The organism is Nonomuraea sp. NPDC051298, from assembly GCF_055586305.1.
Genome location: NZ_JBVJIM010000041.1, coordinates 24,395 through 48,571 on the forward strand (window position 1 = coordinate 24,395; position 24,177 = coordinate 48,571).

22 protein-coding genes and 1 pseudogene are annotated in these 24,177 nt (G+C 69.9%); 9 read left to right on the forward strand and 14 right to left on the reverse strand.

Going from position 1 to position 24,177, the window contains the following annotated elements; translation table 11 throughout:
- Position 1: 1 nt before the first annotated feature.
- Complete coding sequence (locus tag ACZ6S0_RS50450; protein WP_465927863.1) at positions 2-613, forward strand: hypothetical protein; 612 nt, start codon at positions 2-4, stop codon at positions 611-613.
- Between the two features lie 35 nt (positions 614-648).
- Here ACZ6S0_RS50450 and ACZ6S0_RS50455 read toward each other — a convergent pair whose 3' ends face one another.
- Positions 649-2,091, reverse strand: coding sequence for a serine hydrolase domain-containing protein (locus ACZ6S0_RS50455; protein ID WP_465927865.1), 1,443 nt, complete (start codon positions 2,089-2,091; stop codon positions 649-651).
- A gap of 113 nt (positions 2,092-2,204) precedes the next feature.
- On the reverse strand, positions 2,205-2,600 hold the full coding sequence (locus ACZ6S0_RS50460) for a hypothetical protein (protein ID WP_465927867.1): 396 nt from the start codon (positions 2,598-2,600) through the stop codon (positions 2,205-2,207).
- 135 nt (positions 2,601-2,735) lie between these two features.
- Between ACZ6S0_RS50460 and ACZ6S0_RS50465 the strand changes: the two genes are divergently transcribed.
- Positions 2,736-2,870 carry a hypothetical protein gene (locus ACZ6S0_RS50465; protein ID WP_465927869.1) on the forward strand — a complete coding sequence of 45 codons (135 nt, stop codon included), beginning with the start codon at positions 2,736-2,738 and terminating at the stop codon, positions 2,868-2,870.
- 33 nt (positions 2,871-2,903) lie between these two features.
- Here the strand turns inward: ACZ6S0_RS50465 and ACZ6S0_RS50470 are convergent, their stop codons facing one another.
- The 3 genes from ACZ6S0_RS50470 to ACZ6S0_RS50480 all read right to left on the reverse strand — a co-directional run bounded on the left by ACZ6S0_RS50470 (position 2,904) and on the right by ACZ6S0_RS50480 (position 6,704).
- Positions 2,904-4,184 (reverse strand): acyltransferase family protein, encoded by a 1,281-nt coding sequence (locus ACZ6S0_RS50470; RefSeq protein WP_465927871.1) that lies wholly within the window; start codon positions 4,182-4,184, stop codon positions 2,904-2,906.
- Between the two features lie 102 nt (positions 4,185-4,286).
- A complete protein-coding gene (locus tag ACZ6S0_RS50475) occupies positions 4,287-6,248 on the reverse strand; it encodes a S9 family peptidase (protein ID WP_465927873.1) in 1,962 nt (653 codons plus the stop codon).
- An 81-nt stretch (positions 6,249-6,329) separates the two neighbouring features.
- Positions 6,330-6,704 (reverse strand): nitroreductase family deazaflavin-dependent oxidoreductase, encoded by a 375-nt coding sequence (locus ACZ6S0_RS50480; RefSeq protein ID WP_465927875.1) that lies wholly within the window; start codon positions 6,702-6,704, stop codon positions 6,330-6,332.
- Between the two features lie 125 nt (positions 6,705-6,829).
- On the opposite strand from ACZ6S0_RS50480, the gene ACZ6S0_RS50485 reads away from it, so the two are divergent.
- Positions 6,830-7,486 carry a TetR/AcrR family transcriptional regulator gene (locus ACZ6S0_RS50485; RefSeq protein ID WP_465927877.1) on the forward strand — a complete coding sequence of 219 codons (657 nt, stop codon included), beginning with the start codon at positions 6,830-6,832 and terminating at the stop codon, positions 7,484-7,486.
- A 13-nt stretch (positions 7,487-7,499) separates the two neighbouring features.
- Here ACZ6S0_RS50485 and ACZ6S0_RS50490 read toward each other — a convergent pair whose 3' ends face one another.
- Positions 7,500-8,066 (reverse strand): TetR/AcrR family transcriptional regulator, encoded by a 567-nt coding sequence (locus tag ACZ6S0_RS50490; RefSeq protein ID WP_465927879.1) that lies wholly within the window; start codon positions 8,064-8,066, stop codon positions 7,500-7,502.
- Positions 8,067-8,211: 145 nt separating this feature from the next.
- Between ACZ6S0_RS50490 and ACZ6S0_RS50495 the strand changes: the two genes are divergently transcribed.
- Positions 8,212-9,651 carry a DHA2 family efflux MFS transporter permease subunit gene (locus ACZ6S0_RS50495; RefSeq protein WP_465927881.1) on the forward strand — a complete coding sequence of 480 codons (1,440 nt, stop codon included), beginning with the start codon at positions 8,212-8,214 and terminating at the stop codon, positions 9,649-9,651.
- A gap of 89 nt (positions 9,652-9,740) precedes the next feature.
- Here ACZ6S0_RS50495 and ACZ6S0_RS50500 read toward each other — a convergent pair whose 3' ends face one another.
- The 3 genes and pseudogenes from ACZ6S0_RS50500 to ACZ6S0_RS50510 all read right to left on the reverse strand — a co-directional run.
- Positions 9,741-10,316, reverse strand: a complete 576-nt coding sequence (locus tag ACZ6S0_RS50500) for a helix-turn-helix domain-containing protein (protein ID WP_465927883.1) — start codon at positions 10,314-10,316, stop codon at positions 9,741-9,743.
- Positions 10,317-10,413: 97 nt separating this feature from the next.
- Entirely contained in the window at positions 10,414-10,731 is a 318-nt protein-coding gene (locus tag ACZ6S0_RS50505; RefSeq protein ID WP_465927906.1) for an IMP dehydrogenase, read from the reverse strand.
- Positions 10,700-11,713 (reverse strand): annotated as a pseudogene (locus ACZ6S0_RS50510) (IMP dehydrogenase); the annotation flags it as partial. The pseudogene ACZ6S0_RS50510 and the gene ACZ6S0_RS50505, both read right to left, overlap by 32 nt.
- Positions 11,714-11,977: 264 nt before the next feature.
- Here ACZ6S0_RS50510 and ACZ6S0_RS50515 point away from each other — a divergent pair.
- Complete coding sequence (locus tag ACZ6S0_RS50515) at positions 11,978-12,580, forward strand: TetR/AcrR family transcriptional regulator (RefSeq protein WP_465927885.1); 603 nt, start codon at positions 11,978-11,980, stop codon at positions 12,578-12,580.
- A gap of 99 nt (positions 12,581-12,679) precedes the next feature.
- Positions 12,680-13,657: an aldo/keto reductase gene (locus ACZ6S0_RS50520; RefSeq protein WP_465927887.1), complete on the forward strand. Its 978-nt coding sequence runs from the start codon at positions 12,680-12,682 to the stop codon at positions 13,655-13,657.
- 21 nt (positions 13,658-13,678) lie between these two features.
- Here ACZ6S0_RS50520 and ACZ6S0_RS50525 read toward each other — a convergent pair whose 3' ends face one another.
- On the reverse strand, positions 13,679-14,071 hold the full coding sequence (locus ACZ6S0_RS50525) for a MerR family transcriptional regulator (protein ID WP_465927889.1): 393 nt from the start codon (positions 14,069-14,071) through the stop codon (positions 13,679-13,681).
- 48 nt (positions 14,072-14,119) lie between these two features.
- The gene (locus ACZ6S0_RS50530; protein WP_465927891.1) at positions 14,120-15,136 is read right to left on the reverse strand and encodes an NADP-dependent oxidoreductase; all 1,017 of its coding nucleotides are present in this window, start codon (positions 15,134-15,136) and stop codon (positions 14,120-14,122) included.
- A 236-nt stretch (positions 15,137-15,372) separates the two neighbouring features.
- Between ACZ6S0_RS50530 and ACZ6S0_RS50535 the strand changes: the two genes are divergently transcribed.
- A complete protein-coding gene (locus tag ACZ6S0_RS50535) occupies positions 15,373-15,813 on the forward strand; it encodes a YybH family protein (protein WP_465927893.1) in 441 nt (146 codons plus the stop codon).
- 699 nt (positions 15,814-16,512) lie between these two features.
- Here ACZ6S0_RS50535 and ACZ6S0_RS50540 read toward each other — a convergent pair.
- The gene (locus ACZ6S0_RS50540; RefSeq protein ID WP_465927895.1) at positions 16,513-17,085 is read right to left on the reverse strand and encodes a DUF6506 family protein; all 573 of its coding nucleotides are present in this window, start codon (positions 17,083-17,085) and stop codon (positions 16,513-16,515) included.
- A gap of 145 nt (positions 17,086-17,230) precedes the next feature.
- Positions 17,231-20,395: a S8 family peptidase gene (locus ACZ6S0_RS50545; RefSeq protein WP_465927897.1), complete on the reverse strand. Its 3,165-nt coding sequence runs from the start codon at positions 20,393-20,395 to the stop codon at positions 17,231-17,233.
- Positions 20,396-20,794: 399 nt separating this feature from the next.
- Here ACZ6S0_RS50545 and ACZ6S0_RS50550 point away from each other — a divergent pair, with 399 nt between their 5' ends.
- Together ACZ6S0_RS50550 and ACZ6S0_RS50555 are read left to right on the forward strand one after the other, a co-directional pair.
- Positions 20,795-22,099: a M50 family metallopeptidase gene (locus ACZ6S0_RS50550; protein ID WP_465927899.1), complete on the forward strand. Its 1,305-nt coding sequence runs from the start codon at positions 20,795-20,797 to the stop codon at positions 22,097-22,099.
- 516 nt (positions 22,100-22,615) lie between these two features.
- Positions 22,616-22,963, forward strand: a complete 348-nt coding sequence (locus ACZ6S0_RS50555) for a protein kinase family protein (RefSeq protein ID WP_465927902.1) — start codon at positions 22,616-22,618, stop codon at positions 22,961-22,963.
- A gap of 183 nt (positions 22,964-23,146) precedes the next feature.
- Here the strand turns inward: ACZ6S0_RS50555 and ACZ6S0_RS50560 are convergent, their stop codons facing one another.
- Complete coding sequence (locus ACZ6S0_RS50560; RefSeq protein ID WP_465927904.1) at positions 23,147-23,752, reverse strand: DUF6461 domain-containing protein; 606 nt, start codon at positions 23,750-23,752, stop codon at positions 23,147-23,149.
- Positions 23,753-24,177: the final 425 nt, after the last annotated feature.

The window sequence follows — 24,177 nt, forward strand, 5'->3', positions numbered from 1 at the left end:
AGTGGAACTGTTCGATCAGCCATCGCCGAGGCGCAGGGTCACCGTTTCCGGTGCCCTGCGCCTCGCGCGGCTCCTGCCGATCCTCGACGTCCTGTGCACACCGTTCCTGCCCGACCTACGGTCGGTCGTCTCCGGGTGCGACCACCGCGATCCCGCTGCCCTCGCCAGCGCGGTGATGTCCCTGCGCCACTGGCGCGCCCGGCTCACGGACGCGACCGACGTAGCCCTGCCGGCCTACTACCAGTCCACCGCCGCGGGCGTCGCCCTGCTCGTCGCCACCTCCGACGCCATGGAGGCGCGCGAGCGCTTCGCCCGGATCAACGCCGTCGTCGGCAACTTCTGGAACTGCTGCGACGACATCGTCCACCGGGCGGACGGCTTCCGCTCTCCTCCGCTGCGCACCCTCAAGACCACCCTGCGCGGCGTGGAGGACCTGTGGTTCGACCGCGACGTCGCCCTGCTCGCGAGCCCCGCCGACCCGCGCGAGGTTCTGGAGGGCCGGCTTCGCGAACTCGCCCGCAAGAGCGAGGCCAGGCGAGCGGTGGCGGAGCTCATCGTCCGGTGCGCCGGCTGGCCGCTCCCCGGCGCCGGTGACCCGGGGAACCGCTCCTGACCCGGGGGCGCCCAGTCGGGTAGCCGGGAGGGATCTCACCTCCCGGCTCCCACAGATCCGTACGTATGACTCGCCACCCGCCGCGCACGCCGCGCTGCGCCCCAGAGGCGCGCGGCGACCACCGTGAGGCCCGCGGCCGCGGCCGTCACCAGCCAGAGCATGAACGTCGGGTAGAGGTAGGCCAGTTGGACCCAGCCGGCGTCGCGGCCGCGTGCCAGTATGCGATGGATCGGGACGATCGTCGCGCACAACCCGATCGGGAGCAGGTATGGCGCCAGCCGCCACACCTGCCATCCCGTGCGGCGCGCGGCCCATTGCCGGGCACGTGCCGTGCCCCGTACCGCGAGCCCGATGGTCACCAGGGTCAGCAGTGCGAAGAGCGCGTCGGTGGGGAGCGATCGCTGTCTGGAGGGCAACTGCGGGGTGCCGCCCTCGATGATGGGGACCAGGCTCGTCATGAGGGTGTGCGCGTCGGAGAAGGCCATACCGGTGTTGGCCATGACGGCGATGCCGTAGCCGTAGCCGGGCATCAGCAGTTGGTGGGCGGTGGAGGTGAACAGGTCTCCCCCGTGCTCGAGCACGAAGGTGCCTCGTTCGGTCTTGTCGATCATCCAGCCGAGGGCGTAGTACTGGTTCTGCTTGGAGGCGGTGCGCATCTCCTCGACGCTCTGCGGGGACAGGAGACCCGGGAGACCGGTGTTCTGCGCGATCAGCCATCTGGCCATGTCGTTGGCGGTGCTGATGACCCCGCCGGAGCCGTTGCCGAACGCGGAGGGCTCTGGCACGGCGACGGCCTGGCCGAGTACGTACAGGTGGCCGCGGGCGCTGTCGGGGAGGTCGCGGTCGGTGTCGATCGTCGTGGTGTTGCGCATGCCGAGGGGTTCGAACACGTTTGCGTCGAGGTAGGCGGCGAACGGCTGGCCGCTGACTACTTCGACGAGCCGGGCGGCGACTTGGTAGTTGGTGTTGTGATAGCTGAAGGCGGTCCCGGGATCCGCGGCGAGCCTGGCCGTCCTGAGCCGGGCCACGGCGCCTTTGAGCGTTTGAGGCTGAGTCAGGCTCTTCTCGTGGAAGGCCGAGTCGGCCATGCCGGAGGTCTGGTTGAGCAACTGCCGTACGGTGATCTTCGCGGCCCGGGGGTCGGCCATCGTGAACTCGGGCAGATAGCGGCGCACTGGCTGGTCGAGGGCTACCTTGCCCGCCTCGGCCAACTGCATGACGGCCAAGGCGGTGAAGGACTTGCTGACCGAGGCCACCGCCATGGGGGTGTCGGCTGTGACGGGCTCACCGGTGGCGGTCTTGCCGTATCCGCGGGTGTGGATGACCCTGCCCTGTTTCGTGATCGCCACCGTGACGCCAGGCAGGCCCGTGGCCGCGCGGTACTCCTCGACGTAGGCGTCGACCGACGTGGGAACCGACGTGGGAACCGACGTGGGGACCAGTGCGAGGCAGATTGCGGCAAGGGCGGTTTTGAGCACCTGCCGAAGCTACTGGGGCCTTCTCTCATGCACTATTGCGAGAAACCTCCGCGTTTGTTACGGGGAACCGCTACGAACGCGTGGGCAGTGTGCTGCCTGGACTCCAGGCCGTGTCAGGCCGTCGTGGTGCGTGCGCCTTGGTGGGGATGTCGGTGGGCGCGGTCCTTGATGTGGTCGAGCTGGTATTCCTCTGCGTGCCCGGCCCGGTCCCGATTGATGTGACCGGGTGTGGCATGGCCGCCGGACTGTTCTTTGGCGGCCCGCTCTTGTTCGGAGGGTTGCGGGACCTGCTCACCGGCGAAAGCGAGTCCGTGCCGATTGACCTTCCCGGTGCGGGAGGCGATCGAGCGGGAGGCGGAGAACTCCGGCACCCGAGTGCCCCACTGGATGGACCAGCCCAGACGGCTGTGCAAGCGCCGTTTGTCCCGCGCTTCCTTCAGCGCGGCGGCGTCCAGGAAGAAGAACTTCTCCAGTTCCTCCGGCGTCCGGGTCCGCCACGAACCGGCCATACCGGTTAACTTGTGCGGCGGACAGATACTCCTGTGCCACAAAGCGTTACGCTACGCGCACCTGATGTCACTATCCGCTGGTGCGCCCAAGCCCGCGCACCCCCCAACCCGGCCTGGCCACCCCGGTGGCTCGGCATGATCGGTGTGCTCCTGGCCCCCGGCACCGCACTGCGCCGTCCGCGCCGCCGCCGCCCACCGGCGACGGCTTCCCGGCGCGTGGCCGCCTCTCCCGGTGTCCGCGCCGCCGACGGGCCGCCACGTTTCCACTGACGGCGGCGGCGACGCGGACGGGCCGGGGCAGGGTCAGCGGCCGACCGAGCGGGCCAGGCGGCGGCCGAGGTTCTGGGCCGGAAGCTCGACGAACCGGTACGTCAGCGCGGCGCAGCCGACCACCACGCCCAGCAGCAGGATCGACGCCGCGATCCGCCCGCCGAGCGGCACGGGCGCGGGCTGCGGGATCAGGCGCCGCAGGACCTGGATCCCGAGGGGGTGCAGCAGGTAGAAGGAGTAGCTGATCAGCCCGAGGCGCACCAGCAGACCCGGCCAGGCGCGCGACCGCAGCGCCCGGGCGAGCAGGAAGGTCAGCCAGGCCGCCGCCACGGCGGCGCTCCAGCTCCACCTGAACGCCAGCGCCTTCTCCTCGGACATCCCCCAGCCCGGGCCGAACCAGATCGCGGCGGCGATGCACACGACCGGCACCAGCGCGATCAGCCAACTCGTGATCCCCCGCCGCAGGCGGCCCTCGTCCAGCCGGGAGAGCGCGGTCCCGGCGAACATGGTGGCCACGATGGCCAGGCTCTGCCAGGCGCCGACCCGGCTGTTGACCGCGAGCAGCACGATGGCCAGGGCGGCGACGGTGATCGCGCCGCCCATCCGTACGCGGTGCCCGCCGCCCAGGACCGCGGCCAGGCCCGCCATCAGCACCACGGCCACGATCAGTACGACGACGTCACCGCCGAGACCGCGTGAGAGCGCGCCGGCGGGCAGCGTGCCGCCCACGAGCACGGCCGCCATCGCGAAGGTGAGCGTGCCGGCGGTCCCGCCCCCACGGCCCCGCCCGAGGACGAAGATCGCGGTCACGAGCAGGTAGAACACCATCTCGTACGACAGCGTCCAGAACACGTTGATGACGCTGACCACTTGGACGAAGTCCTGCAGCATCGTCAGATGCGCGAGACCGGACACGACCGGAGACTCGCCCAGTTGGGCGGGTAGCGACGAGTAGACCTGGACCAGGCCGAACACGGTGGCGAGGACCGCCGCGAGCAGGAACAGGGGATAGAGCCGGAACACGCGGCCGATCCAGAACCCGGCGACGCTGCCGCGCCGTTCCAGCGAGGCCGGCACGACGTAGCCGCTGATCAGGAAGAACACCATCACGCCGTACTGCCCCAGGTCGAACCAGGGGCTGACCGTCGCCCGCACCTCGGGAAAGATCGGATCCAGCAGGTGCTCGAAGAGCACGGCGAGTACGGCCACACCGCGGAGGGCGTCCAGCCACGTCTGCCGGCGGGCCGACGGGGGCCCGTGCGTCTGGATCGGGGTCTGCAGCCCGCCTTCCCTGGCGGCCAGGTTGATAGACACTCAGGTAACGCTATGCGGTAAACCTGGATGCTCGCTGACCGCGACCGAAGCGCGACCTGTGCGGGCCCGCCCGTCATAACCGTGCCCACCCTGGCCGGAATGTCAACCGATCTGGTCAGAAAGGCCCTTTCCCGAGCCCTGGGTGGGGTCGGCGAGTTTGCGGTCGAACCACGCGCGGGTGCGTTCGAGCACGTCGAGCTGGTGGTCACGGCGCTGGATCGCGTGGCCTTCCCGTGGATAGACGACGAACTCGTGTTCGATCCCGAACCGCCGCAGCGCGCGGTGGAAGTACGTGGCCTGGCCGACCGGCACGTTCGTGTCGTCCTCGCCGTGCAGGATCAGCACCGGGGTGCGGATCTCGGACGCGTACGAGATGGGGCTGAGCCGGTCGTGCCGGTGCGGGCCGGTCCCCTCCCAGCCGCAGCTCCCGGCGAGCCCGGCCTCCAGGGTTCCGCCTTCGCCGGTCGCGACGAGCATGCCCCAGTCGCTGATGCCCGCGCCCATCACCGCGGCCTTGAACCGGCTCGTCCGCCCCACCGCCCAGGCGGCCATGAACCCACCGTGGCTCCACCCGCCGATCCCGAGCCGGTCGGGATCGGCGACGCCGTCGGCGATCAGCAGGTCGATGCCGGTGACGATGTCCGTCCATTCCTCCATGCCGACCGCGCCCGCGACCGCCGCCGCGAACGCGTGCCCGTGGCCCTCGCCGCCGCGTGGATTGGGCAGGAAGACGGCGTACCCGGCGGTCGCGAGCCACTGCCCCGAGGGGATCACGCCCAGCATGAACTGGTCGGCGTGCCTGGCGTACGGGCCGCCGTGCACCAGCGTGACGAGCGGGAACGGGCCGTCGCCTCGGGTACGTCCGGGCGGCAGGATCAGCAACCCGTCGAGGCCGAGCCCGTCGGACGCCCGGTACGACAGGCGTTCCTGCCTTCCCCACGCGACCTCGCGCAGTTCCGGCCTGGTGTCGCTGAGCCGGAGGAGGCGGCCGGCAGGCGGCCCGGCGTGCACGTTCATCGGCTCGTACGCCGTGCTGACCAGCGCGGCGACGACCCCGCCCGAGCGGCTCGCGGTGAGCGAGGCGGCCAGGCCCTGAAGGGAGGACACCCGCTGGAACCGGAGGGTCGCGGGGTCCAGCCGGTGGATCGCGGTGTCGAGCCCGTCGGCGAACAGCGCCAGCGGCGGCCCCTCCCCGACCCCCGCCAGGCCGGTCGGGCAGACGGTCATGCCGCTGGTCACCGGGAGGTGTTCGGCCGCGCCGCCGGTCTCCGGCACCACGAGGTCGAAGACCGCGCGACCTCCCACCGGGCCGGGCGGGGTGGTCGCCAGGTAGCACAGGTGCCAGCCGCCGTCCGCTTGCCACCAGGTGGGCGCGGACGCCTCCAGCTCGGCCCGCCCGAGTTCGCCGACCTTGGCGGTCTCCGGGTCGACCACGTGCAGCGCGCAGGTTCGGCGGCCGGGATCGGGCTCCGGGGTGGCCTGGCTGAGCACCGCGAGCGGACCCCCGTCCGGACGCTGCGCCAGCTCGACGACGTGCCTGTCACCGAGGCCGTCCACCCCGTGCGGCTGTCCGGTGTCCAGGTCGAGCAGCCACAACCGGCTGTGGGGCACCTCCTGTCCCCACACCTTGACGTCTCCCCCGCCGGGGCGATCGTCGTCGGCGGGCTCCTCAGCGAACACCGCGACCACCGCGACCAGCCGCCCGCCGGCGAGCGGGAGGTGGTCGGAGATGCCGCCGGGCCAGGCGGTCAGCGCCTCCGCCGCGCCGCCGTCGAGGGAGATCCGATGAAGCTGGACGGTGCCGCGGCTCCCCCGATCCGAGGCGAAGAAGAGCGAGGCCGAATCCGGCGCCCAGCGAGGGAGGAAGTCTCTCGCCGTTCCCTCGGTCAGCTTTCTGGGCGGGGTGCCCGCGTCGGCGGCGGCGATCCAGATCGCGCTCTGCGGATGGTCTCCCGTCCGTCCTACCGGGGTGACCGGGTAGGCGACCCAGCGACCGTCCGGAGAGATCACGGGATGCAGGGGTACGGCGCCGTCCACGACCGACCGTGGTGTGATCTCGTTCATCTCCATCGTCCCTCCAGCGTCGGGCCCGGCACTATGACGATCACGCCGCAGATCGCCGAGGTGCCCGTCGGGGGACGATCTTCAGCCCGCGGCGAGGTCCATGCGGAGGAACTCGGTGATGCGGAGCACTTTCGGCGGGCGGGCCACCTCGGCGGGCAGGGCCAGGAACGCCTCGTCCCTCCCGACCAGGCGCGGGGCGGCGAGCGCCACCTCCCTCCCGTCGACCCGAAGCCGCGCGCCGTCGGCCGCCAGCACGTTCCGCACCCAGTCGGAACGCGATCCGTACACCAGTACGAACAGGTAACCGCCGTCGACGGGGTGCGCGTCGAGCGGCGTACGGTACGTCGCGCCGGACACGCGACCGACGTGAATCAGCACCGGCCACTTCCCGCCCGCGATCGCGCGACGGTTGAACACCTTCTTGTTCACGTGCCCCCACCACTTGGGCATCGGCATCGGGACCTCCTCGTCTCGTGGCGAACGGTTGCCATCCGAAGACTTACACCAGTAAGGCTGCGTACGCCTGTAAGGTTGGCTTACGCTCGTAAGGCTGTCAACCCGTCCAGCACCCCGGAGCCGTCATGACACCGCCACCGCAACCGCTCAGCCGAGGTCTCGTCCTGCAAGCCGCGATCCGGGTCGCCGATCGCGGCGGCGTGGAGGCGATCACGATGCGACGGGTCGCGCAGGAGCTGGGCGTGGAGGCGATGTCGCTCTACCACCACGTGCCGAACAAGGACGCGATCCTCGACGGCGTGGTCGACATGGTGTTCGCGGCGATCGAACTCCCCAGGGCCGGGTGCGACGACTGGCGCGACGCGATCCGTACGCGCGCCTCCTCCGCGCGTACGGTCCTGTCGCGGCACAGTTGGGCCCTCGGCCTCATGGACTCGCGGCGCAACCCGGGCCCGGCGACGCTCCGCCACCACGACGCCGTCCTCGGGGTCCTGCGGAGGGCGGGGTTCACGCTGCCGATGGCCGCCCACGCCGTCTCGCTCATCGACAGCTACGTCGGCGGATTCGTCCTCCAGGAGGCGAACCTGCCGGTGACGACCCCGGACGACGTCGAGGACGTGGCCGGCGGCATCCTCAGGGACCTGCCGGTGGACGAGCTGCCGTACCTCACGGAGATGATCGTCGACCACGCCCTGCGGCCGGGCTACGACCACACGGGCGAGTTCGACTACGGCCTGGACCTGATCCTCGACGCCCTCGAATCCCGCCGCACCGCCGCGTGAGGCTCACTCCGGGTCACAGCAGCCGGTCGACCAGCCCGTCCACGTAGTCCGGGGTGAGCGGGCCCAGGTCGAACAGGACGCGGATGTACATCGGGGCCATGAGGTGGTCGAGGACGCCGAGCGCGTCGGGCGCGTCCTCGCCGCGTTCGCGGGCACGGTCGAGCATGGACTGCAGTTGCCGGGCGCGTTCGGCGAGGAAGTCGTCACGCGCCTCCTCGCCCTGCTGGCCCTTGCCGGACAGGGCGATGACCAGGCGCAGCACCGCCAGGCCGTCGGGCCCGGTGATCTCGCGGGCCACGTTGGCCGCGTAGGCGCGCAGGTCGCCGGCCAGGCTCCCGGTGTCCGGCATCGGTGACCGCGCGTTGAGGCGCGTGAGTGTCACGTCGGTGAGCAGGTTTTCCAGGTTGCCCCACCGGCGGTAGACGCTGGTGTCGGCCACGCCCGCGCGGGCCGCGACCTCGCCGACCGTGAAGTTGCCGTAGCCGCGCTCTCTCACCAGGTCGGTGACGGCCTGGTGCACCGCCGCGGAGACGCGGGCGCTGCGCCCGCCGGGCCGCCGGGCTCGCTGTCGCTCGTCCATGCCTCCCACCTTAACGCAGCGTTCACTTGCGTTTGCGGGACGAGCAGCCCTACAGTCCTCCTTAACGCAGTCGATGGCTGCGTTTGACGTGTCTCGGGCGGCCCTCGCCGCCGCCGGGACTTCGAACGCATGGGGGGAACCAGCGTTGACCGCACACGAAAGCACCACCACGAAGGCGGCGTCGCCGGTGGCCGCGGGCGTGCCACCGAACCGGGCGGCGTTGCTCGCGGTGACCTGCCTGGGGCAGTTCATGGTGCTGCTCGACAACACGATCGTCGGTGCGGCTCTGCCCGACATGCAGGAGCGGTTGCAGGTTCAGTTGACCGGGCTGCAGTGGATCGTGGACGCGTACGTGCTGCTGGTCGCCATGCTGTTGCTGTCCGGCGGCGTCTTCGCCGACCGCTTCGGCCGCAAGCGGGTGTTCCTGGCCGGCGTCGCCGTGTTCACGGTCGCGTCCGTGCTGTGCGCTTTCGCGCCCTCGATCGGCTGGCTCATCGTCGGACGGGTGCTGCAGGGCATCGGGGCCGCGGCGCTGAGCCCCGCCTCGCTGGCCCTGCTCGCCAACGTGTATCCCGCTCCGCACGAGCGCGTCAGGGCGATCGGGCTGTGGGCGGGGTTCAGCGGAATCGGCCTGGCCGCCGGGCCCCTGGCCGGCGGCGTGCTGACGGACGCCTTCGGCTGGCCCGCCATCTTCCTGGTCAACGTGCCCATCGGCGTGATCCTGCTGCTGGCCGGTCTGCGCATCCTGGACGAGTCCCGCAACCCGGCCGCCCCCGCGATCGACGTCCAGGGGACGGTCCTGTCGGTCCTGGGCGTGGGGGCGCTGACCTACGGGCTGATCGAGGGCGGCTCGCGCGGCTGGACCTCGCCGGTCGTCCTGGGCAGCTTCGCCGCCGCGATGCTGATCATCGCCGTCTTCGTCGTAGTCGAGGCGCGTAGCTCGACGCCGATGCTGCCGCTGCGGCTGTTCCGGCAGCGGCTGTTCACGGTGTCCAACGCGGCGATGGTCGTGGTGGGGTTCGCGCTCATGGGCTCGTCGTTCTTCTTCTCCCAGTTCTTCGTGTACGTCCAGGGCAGCTCGATCCTGCTCGCAGGACTGCAGACCCTGCCCACCGCCCTCGCGATGGTGGTCGTCAGCCCGTTCGCGGGCCGGCTCGCCGCCAGGCACGGCTTCCGGGTCGTGGTCACCGTCGGCCTGCTCCTGGCCGGATCGGGGCTGCTGGCGCTGGGCTTGGTGCACGCCGACACCGGCTACGGGAACGTGTGGTGGCGGCTGGCGATCGTCGGCGTCGGTTTCGCGTTGACGATGTCCCCGCTGACCGGCGCGACCATCCAGTCGGTCAGCCCGCAGGAGGGCGGCCTCGCGTCGGGCGTCAGCAGCACCACCCGGCAGATCGGCGCGGTGCTCGGCGTGGCGGTGCTCGGAGCCGTCGTCCGCACCCGGGAGTCAGGAGGCGCCTCCTTCGAGGACGGTCTCAACAGCGCCTTCCTCGCGGCCGGCGCCGTCACCTTGGCCGGTGCCGTGTTCACCGGCCTGTGGCTGGTGAAGTCCAAGCCCGCAGCAGACTCCGCACCACGGCGCTGACCCGCCGACCCCCGCCGCTTCGCCGACACGGACCTGGGCAGGCTCAAGGCCCATCAGCGCAGCTTCGTCTCCGCCGCCCTCGGCGGCCCTCAGGAGTACCGGGTCAGATCGTGGGCAGCGGACTGCCCGCGCTCTTCGACCGGGAAGAGGATCGGGCTGAGCAGGTACTGGGCGCGTTCCGGCGTCGGCTCGTTGGCCAGCACGGGCAGGATGGCCCGGCGCATCTCGCCGATCAGCTTCTCCAGCTCGTCGTGGGTGAGCCAGACGGCGTGCTGCCGGTAACCGACGAGGTCGGCCGTCGGGTCGGCGTCGTCGCGGTCGAGGTAGGCGTTGAACTCGGCCGTCAGAACGGCCATCGACGTGGCGAAGAGCCGCCGGTGGTCGTCGGCCGACAGCGCCGCGACCGCCTCGGCGTCGACGACGGCCCGGTCGAGGCGGAGCCGGTAGCGGCGTTCCACCGCGCCACGCACCCGCCGTTCGCCGGCCACCTCCAGGATCCCGCTGGCCGCGAGCAGGTCGACGTGCCGGTAGACCATGGCCTTGGATGCGTCGGGGATCCGCTCGCACAACTGGGCGGTGGTCAGCTCACGGCCGCCGCGCATCGCGTGCACGATCCGCAGCCGCACCGGATGCGCGAGCAGTTCCAGCAGCTCCAAGGTGTCCATGCCAGAACGATCTCATGCGGTGCTAACGTTCGCCAAAACTGCGAGCGACCGCGCGGACGACCCCGGCGGGACAGGCTCGTCCCGAGACGACAGCCTCTCAGGTCAGCGTGGGCGGGGTGTCGCGCAGGGTGACGCTGGCGTGGTTCTCCTGGAAGCTCTGGTCCGAGACCAGGGTGAGCCGGGCGGTGGACTGGAACTCCGGCAGGGTGACGGAGCCGCAGGAGACCATCGTGGTCTTGAGCTTGGCGATCGTCAGGGCGAGTCCTTCGTCGAGGTCGCCGGCGTAGGGGACGTAGCCGTCGACCCCTTCCTCGAAGACCAGCCCCTGGCCTCCCTGACCGTAGCGCTGCCAGTTGCGCTCCCGGGAAGGCGTCCCGAGCCGCGGAGACGTCGAGAACCGCGCTGGCCTGGCCACGGCCGATGCCCTTCTGGTCGCGGGTGACGCAGATGGAGCCGCCGCCCACGCCGACCTTGACGAAGTCGGCGCCGGCCTCGGCGAGGAAGGTGAACGCCTCGCCGTCGACCACGTTGCCGCCGCCGACCGGGATCTCCGGATAGTGCTTCTTCACCCAGGCCAGCGCCTGTGCCTGCCAGTCGCTGTAGCCGTCGGAGGAGTCGAGGCACAGCACGTCCGCGCCCGCTTCGAGCAGGGCGGGGACGCGCTCCCGGTAGTCGTGAGTGTTGACGCCCGCGCCCACCCGCAGGCGCTTGGCGGCATCCACGACCTGGTGCGGGAAGCGCTTGTTGTCGGTGTAGTCGGAACGGAACACCAGATGCAGCAGGCCGCCCTCGGCGTCCAGCACCGGCAGGCAGTCCAGGCGTTCGTCCCACAGCCGGGCGTTGGCCTCGGAGAGCGTGATGTCGGGTCCCGCATGGGGAAGGTCGGCCAGGGCGGTCATCCGGCCGCTGACCGGTCCGTCGAGGTCGTGGCGTTGGGGGTGGAAGTCGCGGGACGTCACCAGCCCGAGGAGGCGGCCGGTGGCGGTCCCGTCGTGGGTGACCGCGGCGGTGCTGTGGCCGGTGCGGCGCATGACGTCCGCCAGGAGGCTCAGACTGTCGTCGGGGCGGACGTTCGTGTCGCTGGTGACGAACCCGGCCTTGAAGTTCTTCACCTGCCGGACCGCGGCCGCCTGGTCCAGGACCGGCTGGTTGTGGTGCAGGAAGGAGAGACCGCCGTTGCGCGCGAGCGCGATCGCGAGATCGGGCGTGCCCACGGCCTGCATGATCGCGGAGGTGAACGGGACGTGCAGCTCGATCGCCGACACCTCGCCTCCGAAGTGCCGCACCAAGGGCGTGCGCAGGTCGACCGTCGCAGGCGAGCAGTCGGTACGGGTCCGGTTCGGCAGGAGCAGATACTCGTTGAACGTCCGTGAGACCTCGGCGATGATCTGTGCCACTCGTTCCTCCTGATCCGTCGACCGGGGCCGGACCGCCCCGATGTCGGAACAGGGTGCGGTCGTGACCTGGCACCCTATCGATCACCTCATCCCTGACGAAATCAGGGGCGCCGACACCCTCCCGCAGCAGCTCGGCAACCCTCTGTAAGTGAACGTTCATTAAGTGTTGGGGTGTGGCGCTTCCAGACAAGGCCCGGCGCGCGAAAACGGTGCAGGCGGCGTCGGCCGTCCGGCAGGCGCGGTCGTTACCGGTTACAGTGCCTCGTGGCCGAGACATCGCAGCGCGCGCGCAACCCACGAGGGCAAGGTGACCGGCTCCGTCTGGAGATCCTGGAGGGGGCCGCGCGCCTGCTGTCCGAGCTGGGCGGCGAGGAGGGGTTGACGATCCGCGGCGTGGCACGCGCCGCAGGCATCTCGCCGGCCGCCATCTACCAGCACTTCGCCGACAAGTCCGCACTGGTCAAGGGCCTGATCGGGTACGACTACGAGCAGATCTCGCAGGCCATGGCCGAGGCCGACGAGTCGTGCCCGAGGGACGCCGCGCTGGAGCGGGTGCGGGCCCAGGTGCGGGCCTACTGCCAGTTCGTGGTGGACAACCCCGGCCACTACCGCCTGATGATCAACCATCAGCCGCTGACGACGCCCAGGACCGGGCCGATGATCGACCTCGTGACCAAGGTGGCCACGGCGTTCGAGGACTGCCGGCGGGCCGGCGTGCGGCTGCGGCTGCCCGCGCGGCGAGCCGCGGTCCTGGTTTTCACGGCCGCCCACGGCCGGGTCGCGCTCTGGCATGCCTCCGGGGACCCGGTGGCGGCCGAGGTCCTCCTCGACTTCGTCGACGAAGTGGTCTGGCTCGTCACGGAATGACCTCGGTCACCTGCCGTCCGTGCGCGCGGGCACGCAGGGCTGCGCTACCCTCCATAAGTGAACGAACGTTAAGTCACGGAGGGCAAAGGATCTCTCGCCATGCAGTACATCCGGTTGGGCAAGAGCGGGCTGTCGATCTCCAAGGTCGTGCTGGGCTGCATGAGTTTCGGCGATCCGGCTCGCGGCACCCATCAGTGGTCCTTCGGCGTCGATGAGTCACGGCCGTACTTCAAGCAGGCCATCGAGTCCGGGATCACGACCTTTGACACCGCCAACATGTACGGTCGCGGCACCAGCGAGGAGATCACCGGCCAGTTGCTGCGCGAGTTCGCCCAGCGGGACGAGGTGGTCATCGCCACCAAGGTGTACGCCACGATGGGCCCCGGGCCGAAGGGCGGTGGCCTGTCCCGGGCGGCGATCCTCACCCAGGTGGACGAGAGCCTGCGCCGGCTGGGCACCGACTACCTCGACCTGTACCAGATCCACCGGCTCGACCCGAACGTCCCGGCCGAGGAGATCATGGAGGCCCTGCACGACGTGGTGAAGGCCGGCAAAGCCCGATACATCGGCGCGTCCTCGATGTGGACCTGGCAGTTCGCCCAGTTGCAGCACACCGCGGACCTGCACGGCTGGACCCGGTTCGTGTCCATGCAGAACCAGTACAACCTGCTTCAGCGCGAGGAGGAGCGGGAGATGCTGCCGTACTGCCTGGACCAGGGCATCGGCGTGATCCCCTGGAGTCCGCTGGCCCGCGGCCAACTGACGCGCGACCGGAACGAGCAGACCATGCGCAGCCACACCGACAGCTCCGGCCAGGTTCTCTACGGCCAGACCGCGGAGGCCGACCGGCAGATCATCGACGCGGTCGCCGCCATCGCCACGGAGCGCGGCGTCAGCCGCGCCCAGGTGGCGCTGGCTTGGGTGATGCACAAGCCGGCCGTCACCGCGCCGATCATCGGCACCACCAAGCCGCACCACCTCACCGACGCCGTCGCCGCTGCCGACCTCAAGCTCAGCGCCGAAGAGCTGACCCGGCTGGAGGAGCACTACACCGCACGCCCCGCCTCCGGCTTCTGACCCGCGCCCGACCCGGCTCCATCAGCGCGCGGCCGACCGTGCGGTGTCGGCGGGCGCCGCCAGCCAGGGCATGCGGTGGACGAGGCTGTCGCGCAGCCGAGTGAGAGCGGCGATGCGCTCCTCCAGCTCAGCCACCCGCTGCGCGGCGACGGCGTTCCCGGCGGCGCACGGCGGCACGTCGCAGAACACCTCGGGCAGCTCGGCGTCGAGGAAGTCCAGGAACGACTTCACGTCTTCCACGGTGAACCCGCAGGCCAGCAGCACGCGGATATTGCGGACGCGGAGGGTCGCACTGGGCTCGTACACGCGATACCCCGCAGTCGTACGGCCGGACTCCAGCAGGCCCTGCTCCTCGTAGTAGCGCAGGGCACGGGTCGTGGTCCCGGCCTCCGCGGCCAGTTCACCGATGAGCATCACAGACACCTCCGAGTCCAACCGCACGGCTTCGCGTACACATCAAGGTCAAGTCCCGAGCCGCACCACCGTCTTCCCGGTGTATGCGCCCTTCACGAGACCGAGGAGGGCCTGCGGCGCGTTCGCGAGCCCGTCGATCACCGTCTCGTCGTAGACGATCGCGCCTTCGCTCAGCCAGGTACGGAACTGCCTGTCGAACTCCGGAGCACGGTCAAGATGATCGCTCGTGGTGAAGCCGCGCATGGTGAGACGCTTGCCGATCACGCTGAGCAGGTCGCCAGGCCCGTCGCCAGGACTGCTCGTGCCCTGCCGGCTGAGGGCTCCGCACAGCGCGATGCGGCCATGCGGGTTCATGACCTCGATCGCGGCACGCAACTGTTCGCTGCCCACGTTGTCGAAGTAGACGTCGATGCCTTCGGGGGCGGCCGCGCGCAGCCTGTCCGCGATCGGGCCGTCGTGATGGTCGAAGGCCGCGTCAAACCCGAGTTCGCCGGTCAGACGGGCGACCTTCCCGGGTGATCCGGCGCTGCCGATCACCCGGGACGCCCCCTTGAGCCGGGCGATCTGACCGGCCAGGTTTCCGGTCGCTCCGGCCGCGCTGGAGACGAAGACGGTGTCGCCCGGCCGTAGCTCCGCGGCATCCATGAGCCCGACGTACGCGACCAGCCCGGAGCCGAGGTAGATGGAAGGCGTCGAATAGGCGTCGCGGCCAACGCGGCGAAACAGCCCGGCTGGCGCCACGGCGTACTCGCGCCAGCCGAACCGATGCCTCACCAGGTCGCCTGCGCCCAGTGACGGGTCGGCAGAGGTCACCACCTCACCGATGGCGGCTCCGTACAGCACCTTGCCGACCTCGTAGCGGGGCATCGGCAGACCAGAGATCCCCGCGATCAACATGAGCATGCCGGGCTCGAGCGACATGAACAGATTGCGGACCAGTACCTGACCCACCGCCGGATCAGGGACGGAGACCTCGGCGATCTCGAAGTCGCCGGGAGCGGGCAGGCCCTCCGGGCGTGCGGCAAGCCTGACCTCCAGCCCGGTGCGGGAGGTGCCGGAGAGCATCGTGCCTTTCGAAGGTGCGTCCATACCGATGACCGTAGGGATTGACCCATACGTGAAGGTCAAGCCGCCTGCCCGCGGCTTCGCACGGGGCGGCGGGCTTTGCTCGGCCATCGTCCAAGCCCGCACGGCGTAACCGCGTCCTCGTTTCGGTCCATCGGGCCTGACATTCCGGGGTGCTGTGCCGTCGGTCTGGTGAAAAGCCGAGATTCCACACCGATGGGAAGTGATGGGTAGCGATGTCTGCGCACCGCGAGGTAGACGAAGCCAAGATCAAGCAGCAGGTGGAGAGGATCGTCGAAGGAATCCGCGCCAAGGACCTCGACGGCCTGAGGCGGCTTTACGCGACAGACGTCGTCTCCTTCGACGTCGAGCCGCCGCTGCAGCACGTGGGGGTAGAGGCGAAGATGGAGAACTGGACGAGGGCGTTCGCGTTCTTCCAGGATGTGGATTATGAGCTTCGCGACCTGACCATCACCGTGGGCGGTGACGTGGCATTCGGCCACGGTTTCGGTCGGCTCAGTGGCACGCTGCGGAACGGGACGGTGACGAGTGGCATGTGGGTCCGGGCCACGTTCTGCTTCAGGAAGAGCGACGACCATTGGTTGATCGTGCACGACCAGGCCTCCGTGCCGTACGACACCGCGAGCGGCAAGGGCGTGGCCGACCTCGAGCCCTGACCAGTCGTACAGGTCGTAACATGATCAGGGCTACGGGTCCGGCGATGGAGCCGGCGACGGTGAGAGCAAGCAGTACGGCGCCCGACCACAAACGTCCGGCCAACCAGGGCAGCCGGGTCAGCAGGTGAAATGACTGCGCGACAACCGCCGACAGTACCGAGACGATCGGAAAGGTCACGATCCGGCTCAGAGCCCAGACGGCACCGGCGAACTTCTCGCCGGAGCTCAGGTCGCCCAGGCAGTAGAGCTGCGCGCGAGCCACCAGGTGGATGTCGAGGAAGGTCCCGAACGTCGCGCACGCGATGGCGATGATCGCGGAGAGCCCGCATCCGAACGTCCAGTAGACCTCGCGCGTTCGTGGCGTTCTCCGCTCGGTCACGGCGTCATCAAAGCAGACGTGTTTGCGGGCGATGCGCAGCATTGGTGCGGATCCGGTGCAGGGTTCACCCGCCGTCGACGCGGGTGCCGCAGGAGCAGGTCCCCGCTTCGGGCGGAGACCTGGCGGCACAGGGCGGTCGGGCTTGGCCCGTTGCCGCCGGGTCTCCGGAGAGGTCCGGTTGGACCTGGTCGGGATCAGGACGTTCGGCTCGCGCGTGATCGACGAGCGTTGCACGCACCCACGCGGCGGTGACGTGGCCACGGCGTCGATCACGTCGGAGTCGGCGGACTCCCTTTGGGACGGTGTGAGCGACCCGTCCGCTACCGCCGGTATGCGGTGACGCCGACCGGCACCCGGCTGTCCACGGCGCGTATGACCGGTTCGGCGCCCTCGGGCCCGGATCCTCCGTACAGCTCGATCAGTTGCAGCTCGCTCGCCATCTTCCCGGCCACCTCGCCGGCGACGGTCTCGTCGGGGACCGCGACGAGAGTCGTCCTGCCACCGTCACCCCTCTCGTGCACCACCACGTCGACCGCCGGATCGGCACCTTCGTGCACGATGATGAACGCCTCCGACAGCGTCTCCCCCGCCTCGAAACGCGCCTTGTACGAGGCCACGCCCGTCAGCGACTCGAACCCGTAGTAGACGGCCCCCACCGGCACCTCACCGCCGACCGCCCGGCCGGCCTCGGCGTGCCAGACCGCGCCGAACGCGCCGCACAGCTCGACGTGGTCCACCCCTTCGGCGACCAGCCGGGATACGAGATCCACCATCTGCCCAGGCTCGCCGACGGCCCGTACGCGCGTGCGCCCGCTGCCGTTCTGGACGGTCATGACGTCGATCGACGGGTCGGCGCCGACCTCCTCATAAATGATCACCCTGTCTTGGCTCATGCCCAGAGCCTTTCACCTCAACCAAGCTTGAGGTCAAGCCGATCGGCAACGCGGGTGCGGTCGCCGTCCGGACCGGCCACCCGCCCCAGCTACTACCACCGCTGAAAGGTCGCTCCCGGCGGGGACCGCCGGGAGCGACGTACCACTACGGCGCGGTGATCCGGTAGGCGCGGATCACGCTCTGCTCCACCGTGTTGCCGTGAACATCGGTCGAACCTGCCCGAAGCGACACGAACCCGCTGCGCCCGGGATGGTCCAGGACGACCTTGGACCCGGCGACCTTCGCCCGACTCCAGGTCACGCCGTCGTCATAGGACACCTCCACGACCACCTCACGCGCCGGGCCCGCCGCGCTCCCGGCCAGCCGCTGCACGGTGAACGGCACCACGAAGCGCCGCCCGGCCGGAGCGGAGTTCCGCGCGTCGAGGTCCGGGGTGAACCGCACCACGGACAGCGGCAGCCGGGTCGGCGAGCTCGTACTCTCCGACCGGAACGTCCACGCCGCCGAGCTGCGCGTGGACAACACGGACTTTCCCCGCTCCGCGTCCGCGACCAGCCGGTACGTCCCCGCGCCCGGCGGCACGGTGAACCACTCCGTCAGCCAGTCGCTCTCGCCGACGAGCGCGCCATCACGGTAGAGGGATACATGCTCGGTGGCCGGCCCCGAATCCCCGATCGACCCGCGCCCGTCGCCGAACATCGGCAGATTCACCGCGATCACGTCGCCGGTGCGGCTCGCGGGCTCGCGCGGCTGGTCCCCTGACGGGAGTGAGGGGCCGAACACGCCACGGTTCCACAACTCCGTGGTGACGCTGCCCGGACGCAACCGCACGGGAGCGGACGAGAACGAGGTGACCTGGCCGTCGACCCCGAGCTCGGCCATGATGGCGGACCAGCGGATGCCTTCGTCGGTGTTGACGTACTCGGTCGACGTCGACGGCGAGGTGAGCTCGTTCACGCTGGGACGCGTCAGGAAGACGCCCTGGCTCGGCACGGCCTGACGGCCCACCAGCACGTGGGCGCCCGGCAGATGCTCCGCGACGTCGACACGTACGCGCGCCAGATCCTTGGGATCCACCGCCCGGTCATAGCCGGTGATCATGCGGTCCCGCTCGAACCAGGCGAGCTGGTAACTGTCCTCACCCGCCTGGTAGTGCGCGCTCACCCGGGTGAGCAGGCCTTCTTCTGCCTGCTCGGGGCCGAGCTGCGCGGTGAACGCCCTGGCGAAGTTCCGCGGGTACCAGCCCCTGAAGTGCGACCGGTCGGGCGTCCTGAACGAGTACGCGACGCTGCCCTCCTTCAGCACCGCGCCGGACGTGGGCGGGCGGATCGACGTGGGTCGGCCCAGCCGGGCGTCCGCCTCGACGGTCCACGCCCTGTCCAGGCGCAGGCGTGGCTGCACCAGCAGCGCCACGCCGTCCTCGCTCAGGATGGTGGTGTCCAGCAGGTACTCGCCCCTGGGCAGGCGGAAGGTCATCGAACTCTCGGTCGGCCAGAACACCTGAGGCGACGGTTCCGCGGCGTCCAGCCGCCAGATCACCATCTGGTAGCTGGCCGTCGGCTTGCCCGACCGGTCGGTCTGGTTGACGGTCAGGTCGTAGCTCTCGATCTCCTTCTCCACCGCGGCGGGCGTGCTCACCACGACGCCGCCCGGCCCCTTGGCCTCGACGAAAGCGCCGAGGAAGCCGTCAGGCTCGCCGGTACGCGTGTCCGCCGTCACCGTCGCCTCCGCCTGTCCGTTCGCGGGCACCGTCAGCGTGGCCGGGCTCACGGAGAAGGTCGTGCCCGACGTGACGCCGAGGTCGAGGGTGACCGGCGTATCACCGTGGTTGCGGTAGGTGAGCTTCCTGGTGAGCACCTCGTCGTCGGTGTGTGGCCAGCGCTGCAGGCCGAACCCCAGGCCGGGCGGGTCCGCGGTCACCGCCTGCGTGACCGCCCGCTCGGCGTCCACGCGTCCCGCTCCCTGGGAGAACACCTCCGTCTGGGGAGCGGGCCTGGCCGAGCCCATGAGCGCGGCCTTCAGCTCCGCCGCCTTCCAGCTCGCGTGCGCGCCCGCCAGCAGCGCGGCCGTTCCCGCGACGTGCGGGGTCGCCATCGAGGTCCCCGACATGGCCACGTACGGACCGCTGCCCGCGCTGTCCTTGCTCCGCGCGGCGGTGATCTCCACGCCCGGCGCGGTGATCTCCGGCTTCAGCCCGGAGTCGCCCACGCGCGGACCCCTGCTGGAGAAGCCCGCCAGCCGGTCCGCCCTGTCCACGGCCCCCACGGCCAGGGCGGCGTCCGCGCTGGCGGGGGAGCTGACCGAACGGTCGGCCCCGTCGTTGCCCGCCGCGACCACGAACAGCGTGCCGTGGCTCTCGCTCAGTCGCTGGACGGCCTCCTCCATCGGGTCGAGACCGGGCTCGTCCGGGCCGCCCAGGCTCAGGTTGACCACCCGGGCGCCCTGGTCGGCGGCCCACTGCATCCCGGCCAGAATGGCGGAGTAGGTGCAGAAATCCGATTCGCACACCTTGCCGTCCAGCAGTTGGGCGTCCGGCGCCACCCCGCGATACCTGCCGTCGGAGGACGCTCCGGAGCCCGCGATGGTGGACGCCACGTGCGTGCCGTGCCCGGCCACGTCCCGTTCGTCGGGCGTCTCGGTGAAGTCCGCCCGCGCGACCACCTTCCCGGCCAGGTCCGGATGGGCACTGTCGATGCCGGTGTCCAGCACCGCCACCTTGACCCCCGCGCCGGTCAGCCCCTTCGCCCAGGCCGCGGGAGCGCCGATCTGCTTGACGCTGGTGTCGAGGGACAGCTCGACGCGCGCGTCGAGCCAGATCTTGCCCTCGACGTTTCTCAGGTCCTGCCAGAACCGGACGGCCTGCGCCCTGTCCTGCCGCACGGCGAAGCCGCCGACCGCGGCCAGTGCCCGCTGCCCCGTCCCACCGCGCAACGACCTGGGCGCGGGCGCGCCGGTGACGATGAGCGGCAGGTCCTGACGCCGGTCGTCGTAACCGGACTCGGCCAGCGCGTTCACCTCGAACAGGCGCGGATCCAGGCGGCCCTGCCGCAGGGGCTCGATCGCGTCACCCGGCACGACCCGCAACCGCTCGCCGCTGCCGAAGGTGTGGAAGTCGACACCCTCCCTTCCCTCGCCCGGCGCGATCAGGGGACTTCCGTCCGGTGCGAGGACCACCCGGTCGCCGGTGATCAGGGTGACACTGCGGGCGTTCCCCGCTCCCCCGGCGCTCGCGTGAGCTGCGGGTAACACGATGATGGACGCGGCGACCAGCAGGAACGCGCCCGCCGCTCTCGTCGTCGTCTTTCGCACTCCGTCTTCTCCCATTCCGAATCCGTCGGCGATGATCACTCGCTATTGCCATACGCTCGGGAGGCCGTGCCAGGTTGCACGGCGCCAGTGATTTTCCGGGTGACGGTGACGGTGATGGGCGGGTGAGGTCTGGTTCGCGCAAGACTGCCGCCGTCCGGCCGAAAACGTTGACCTGGTCGGCGCGGCCGGGGAGCAGGACGTGGTAGGGCGAGATCCACCAGCGCTTCTACAAGGGCATGCGCTGATCTGGTGAATCAGACTGCCCATCTCCAGCTCGGCCTGAGCCGTTGCCGCCTGGATCGCAGGGTGGCCTGTGGCGAGTTCGACTACATTGGGGCTTCGCACCTTTCGTCTCTTCCTTCACATCTGTCCTTGTCGCGTGCCGAGGAGCGCCCCTAGATGAACTGGCTCTACGTCGTGGGGATCATCCTCTTCCTCCTCGGGTTGATGATGTCCATCGCGCTGCACGAGCTCGGCCACCTGGTGCCGGCCAAGCTCTTCGGCGTCAAGGTGACCCAGTACATGGTGGGCTTCGGCCCCACGGCCTGGTCCCGGCGCAAGGGCGAGACCGAGTACGGCATCAAGTGGATCCCGTTCGGCGGCTACATCCGCATGATCGGGATGCTGCCGCCGCGCCCAGGAGAGGACCCCGCCAAGGTCAGGAGCACGGCGACGGGACCATTCCAGGGGCTGATCGAGTCCGCCCGCGAGGCCGCGCTGGAAGAGGTGCGTCCAGGCGACGAGAACCGCGTCTTCTACCGCAAGAAGTGGTGGCAGAAGGTCATCATCATGTCCGGCGGGCCGTTGATGAACCTCGTGCTGGCGTTCGTCTTCTTCACCATCCTGCTGGTCGGCATCGGCCTGCCCGCCGACGCCCCGATCGTCGCGCCCACCACCAAAACGTGCGTTATCCCCAGTTCCGAGCAGCGCACCGTCTGCGAGCCCGGCGACCAGTCCACCCCGGCAGCGCAGGCGGGCCTCGAACCGGGCGACCACATGGTCTCCTTCGACGGCGCCACGATCGCCTCCTGGGAAGACGCCAAGCGCCTGATCCGCTCCCACGGCGCCGGCCCGGTCAAGCTCGGCATCGTGCGTGACGGTGAGCCGATGACGTTCGACGTCACGCTCATCGCCCAGGACCAGCCCAACCTCGAAGACCCCGAGAAGACCGACAAGAACGTCGGCTTCCTCGGCGTGCGGCCCACCAGGGTGATGGAGCGGCAGAGCGTCGGCCAGGTGATCGGCTACATGGGCGAGCAGACGGCCAGGGTGGCAGGCTCGATCTTCAACCTGCCGGAGAAGATGGTCGGCATCTGGCACGCGGCCTTCTCCGGCGAGGAACGCGACCCCGAGGGCCCGGTGGGCATGGTCGGCGCGGGCCGCATGGGCGGCGAGATCCTGACCTCCGGCCTGTCCAACGAGGAGAAGATCGCCACCTTCGTCAACCTGCTGGCCGGCTTCAACCTGGCGATCGGCCTGTTCAACCTGATCCCGCTACTGCCGCTCGACGGCGGGCACATCGCGGGCGGGCTCTGGGAGGGTCTCAAGCGGGCCCACGCCAAGGTCATGCGGCGGCCGAAGCCCAAGCACGTCGACATCGCCAAGGTGCTGCCGCTGACGTACGCGGCGGCCCTGGTGATGATGGTCATGGCGGGTCTGCTCGTCTTCGCCGACCTGGTCAACCCGCTCACACTGACGAACTGACAGCCCGGTTCGTGCCGATAGACCCGCGCCGGGCTCTTCGACTCATGTGGAACGTCTGCCACCTCGGAGACGTCATGAGCATTCCTCTGCGGGCGGCCGGCCCCCCCGCAAGGTAGACCCCTACCAGCTTGTGGGGGTCGGTTGGGCGGGCGTGTGGTAGCGGTCAAGGTGCTGCATCCCGAAAGCCGGTGACCGAGATCATCGCCGAACGCAAGGCAGCGATCCTCACCACGCCGTCAACCATGGACACGCAGCCCACAGAGACGGGCAACGACGGCCGCCCCTCTGGCCAACCGCCGGGTTGCCTGCGTGGCCGCGGGCTGGTCCGTTACCCATCGAAAATGGCAACAGTACGTACCTGCCGGATCTGCACAACCCTCGGCGGCCACCACGTCACCACGCCCTGCCTCACGTCCGAGACCAGCCACGGTTTGATCACAGCACGCAGGGACGCACAAGCCGCACGGGACGCTCGCGAACAGCACCGATGGGGGACACGCATGAGGAGTGAGCGGGATGGGCCGCATCTATCTCGCACGGCAGGAGGAGGCGGCAGCGGGCGCCGCCGGACCCACCGGAACTGTGGTGGACCACCCTCTGGTCGCGGTCAAGACGCTCCTCGCCGAGGGCTTCGTCAGCAAGCCTGACCGGGACCGGTTCGCCCGCGAGGCGGAGCTGGCCGGACGCGTCGAGAGCACGTACACGGCCAAGGTCCTGGCCTCCGACGCGACGGCGAAGCGCCCCTGGCTGGCCATCGAGTTCATTCCGGCACCCAGCTTGGCCGAACTCGTCGGCGAGGCAGGGACCTTACCTGTTGACGCGGTGCGATGGATCGCCGCCGAGGCCGTCACGCCGACGAGGTAGCGCGAACGCAGCCGTTCCGTGTCGGCCGACTCGACGGTCACGCCCTCGTCGTCCTGCTCGAAACCGGGTATGGGGCCCGGGGGCACGCTGGGTGCTGGGACGGCGAGTCGCCAGGCGCGTCCTTCGTCAGCTTCGCTTCGTCCGGCTTCGGCGCTGTGCGCACCCTGGAGCCGCAGATAGGTGCTACCAGCAGGCCAGCGCGGGAGCCTGTCCGTCCCGGACCTCATACAGGTGCGCGACGGAAGCCGCATGCGGTAGCGGGCCGCGTACCTGCTCAGGTGTCAGCCGGATGCCAGTACAGCGTTCGGCCAGCGCCAACGCCGCCTCGACGAACCGCCCACCGAGCGCTTGCCATTCCTCGTCATCCTCATCGAACTCATCGACCAGCCCGAGGTCTTCCAGATGTGACAGGAGCCGGTCCGGTTCGGCACCCCAGCGCGGCTCGTCCGGGAACATCGGATCGAGACCAGTGACCACCTTTCCATCGACGGCGTAGATGAACCTGGCGTGCTGATTGACATTGTTGTGAACACTGGCCAGCACAGTAGCCGTCGACAGCGGGCGAACCGCGTCGCGCATGATCCCCATGTAGCCTGCAGGCTCGATGATGACCGAGCCGCCCTCAGCAGGGCCCACCTCGATGTAGCCCGGTGCCTGTAGAGGTTCGTCCGGTTTGACCGCGAGGCGCTCCAACACCTCCGCGGGCTGCAGACCGGCAACAAGGGTGAAGCAGAACCCCGAGACGCCAAGGCTGCTTCGGAACTGCTCCCACCACAGGTAATCCTGCATTGTCGCACGTGTCACGGATGGCCTCGCTCGATCGGTGGTAGCTGTGTTCGACGGTGCGGACGTCACGCTACCGGCGAGCGCCGACGTTCCTGATCGACGTGATGGGGAGTCTGGAAAGTGCCTCCGAGCCCGGGAAACGATCACGGGCAAGCTGGGAGGCGATCTTCTCGGTCCTCACTCCCCCTCGTCCGTGCCATTCGTGAACGCCCCCGTCTGGAGTGCACAGGTAGTTCGCCCACGACGCACCGGCGAACTCGGCACAAAACATCCTTCGTGTGGCTGGATCATGTCGCGGAGTTTCCCTGTAGGGTACGGGGGTCTGTCCAGTGATCGACTCTGGCCCACTTTCGGTGGTGACGGACCGTGATAGTTCGTGTCGGTACATGGCTATCTCGGGGTGCTGTGTCAGCGTGACGCCGGTGTGA

Bases quoted from the DNA above. Each gene is read 5' to 3' on its own strand.
- ACZ6S0_RS50460 (WP_465927867.1), bottom strand. From the start codon at position 2,600: ATGGCCGGTTCGTGGCGGACCCGGACGCCGGAGGAACTGGAGAAGTTC.
- ACZ6S0_RS50465 (WP_465927869.1), top strand. From the start codon at position 2,736: ATGATCGGTGTGCTCCTGGCCCCCGGCACCGCACTGCGCCGTCCGCGC.
- ACZ6S0_RS50475 (WP_465927873.1), bottom strand. From the start codon at position 6,248: ATGAACGAGATCACACCACGGTCGGTCGTGGACGGCGCCGTACCCCTG.
- ACZ6S0_RS50480 (WP_465927875.1), bottom strand. From the start codon at position 6,704: ATGCCGATGCCCAAGTGGTGGGGGCACGTGAACAAGAAGGTGTTCAAC.
- ACZ6S0_RS50485 (WP_465927877.1), top strand. From the start codon at position 6,830: ATGACACCGCCACCGCAACCGCTCAGCCGAGGTCTCGTCCTGCAAGCC.
- ACZ6S0_RS50490 (WP_465927879.1), bottom strand. From the start codon at position 8,066: ATGGACGAGCGACAGCGAGCCCGGCGGCCCGGCGGGCGCAGCGCCCGC.
- ACZ6S0_RS50500 (WP_465927883.1), bottom strand. From the start codon at position 10,316: ATGGACACCTTGGAGCTGCTGGAACTGCTCGCGCATCCGGTGCGGCTG.
- ACZ6S0_RS50520 (WP_465927887.1), top strand. From the start codon at position 12,680: ATGCAGTACATCCGGTTGGGCAAGAGCGGGCTGTCGATCTCCAAGGTC.
- ACZ6S0_RS50525 (WP_465927889.1), bottom strand. From the start codon at position 14,071: ATGCTCATCGGTGAACTGGCCGCGGAGGCCGGGACCACGACCCGTGCC.
- ACZ6S0_RS50530 (WP_465927891.1), bottom strand. From the start codon at position 15,136: ATGCTCTCCGGCACCTCCCGCACCGGGCTGGAGGTCAGGCTTGCCGCA.
- ACZ6S0_RS50535 (WP_465927893.1), top strand. From the start codon at position 15,373: ATGTCTGCGCACCGCGAGGTAGACGAAGCCAAGATCAAGCAGCAGGTG.
- ACZ6S0_RS50540 (WP_465927895.1), bottom strand. From the start codon at position 17,085: ATGAGCCAAGACAGGGTGATCATTTATGAGGAGGTCGGCGCCGACCCG.
- ACZ6S0_RS50550 (WP_465927899.1), top strand. From the start codon at position 20,795: ATGAACTGGCTCTACGTCGTGGGGATCATCCTCTTCCTCCTCGGGTTG.
- ACZ6S0_RS50555 (WP_465927902.1), top strand. From the start codon at position 22,616: ATGGGCCGCATCTATCTCGCACGGCAGGAGGAGGCGGCAGCGGGCGCC.
- ACZ6S0_RS50560 (WP_465927904.1), bottom strand. From the start codon at position 23,752: ATGCAGGATTACCTGTGGTGGGAGCAGTTCCGAAGCAGCCTTGGCGTC.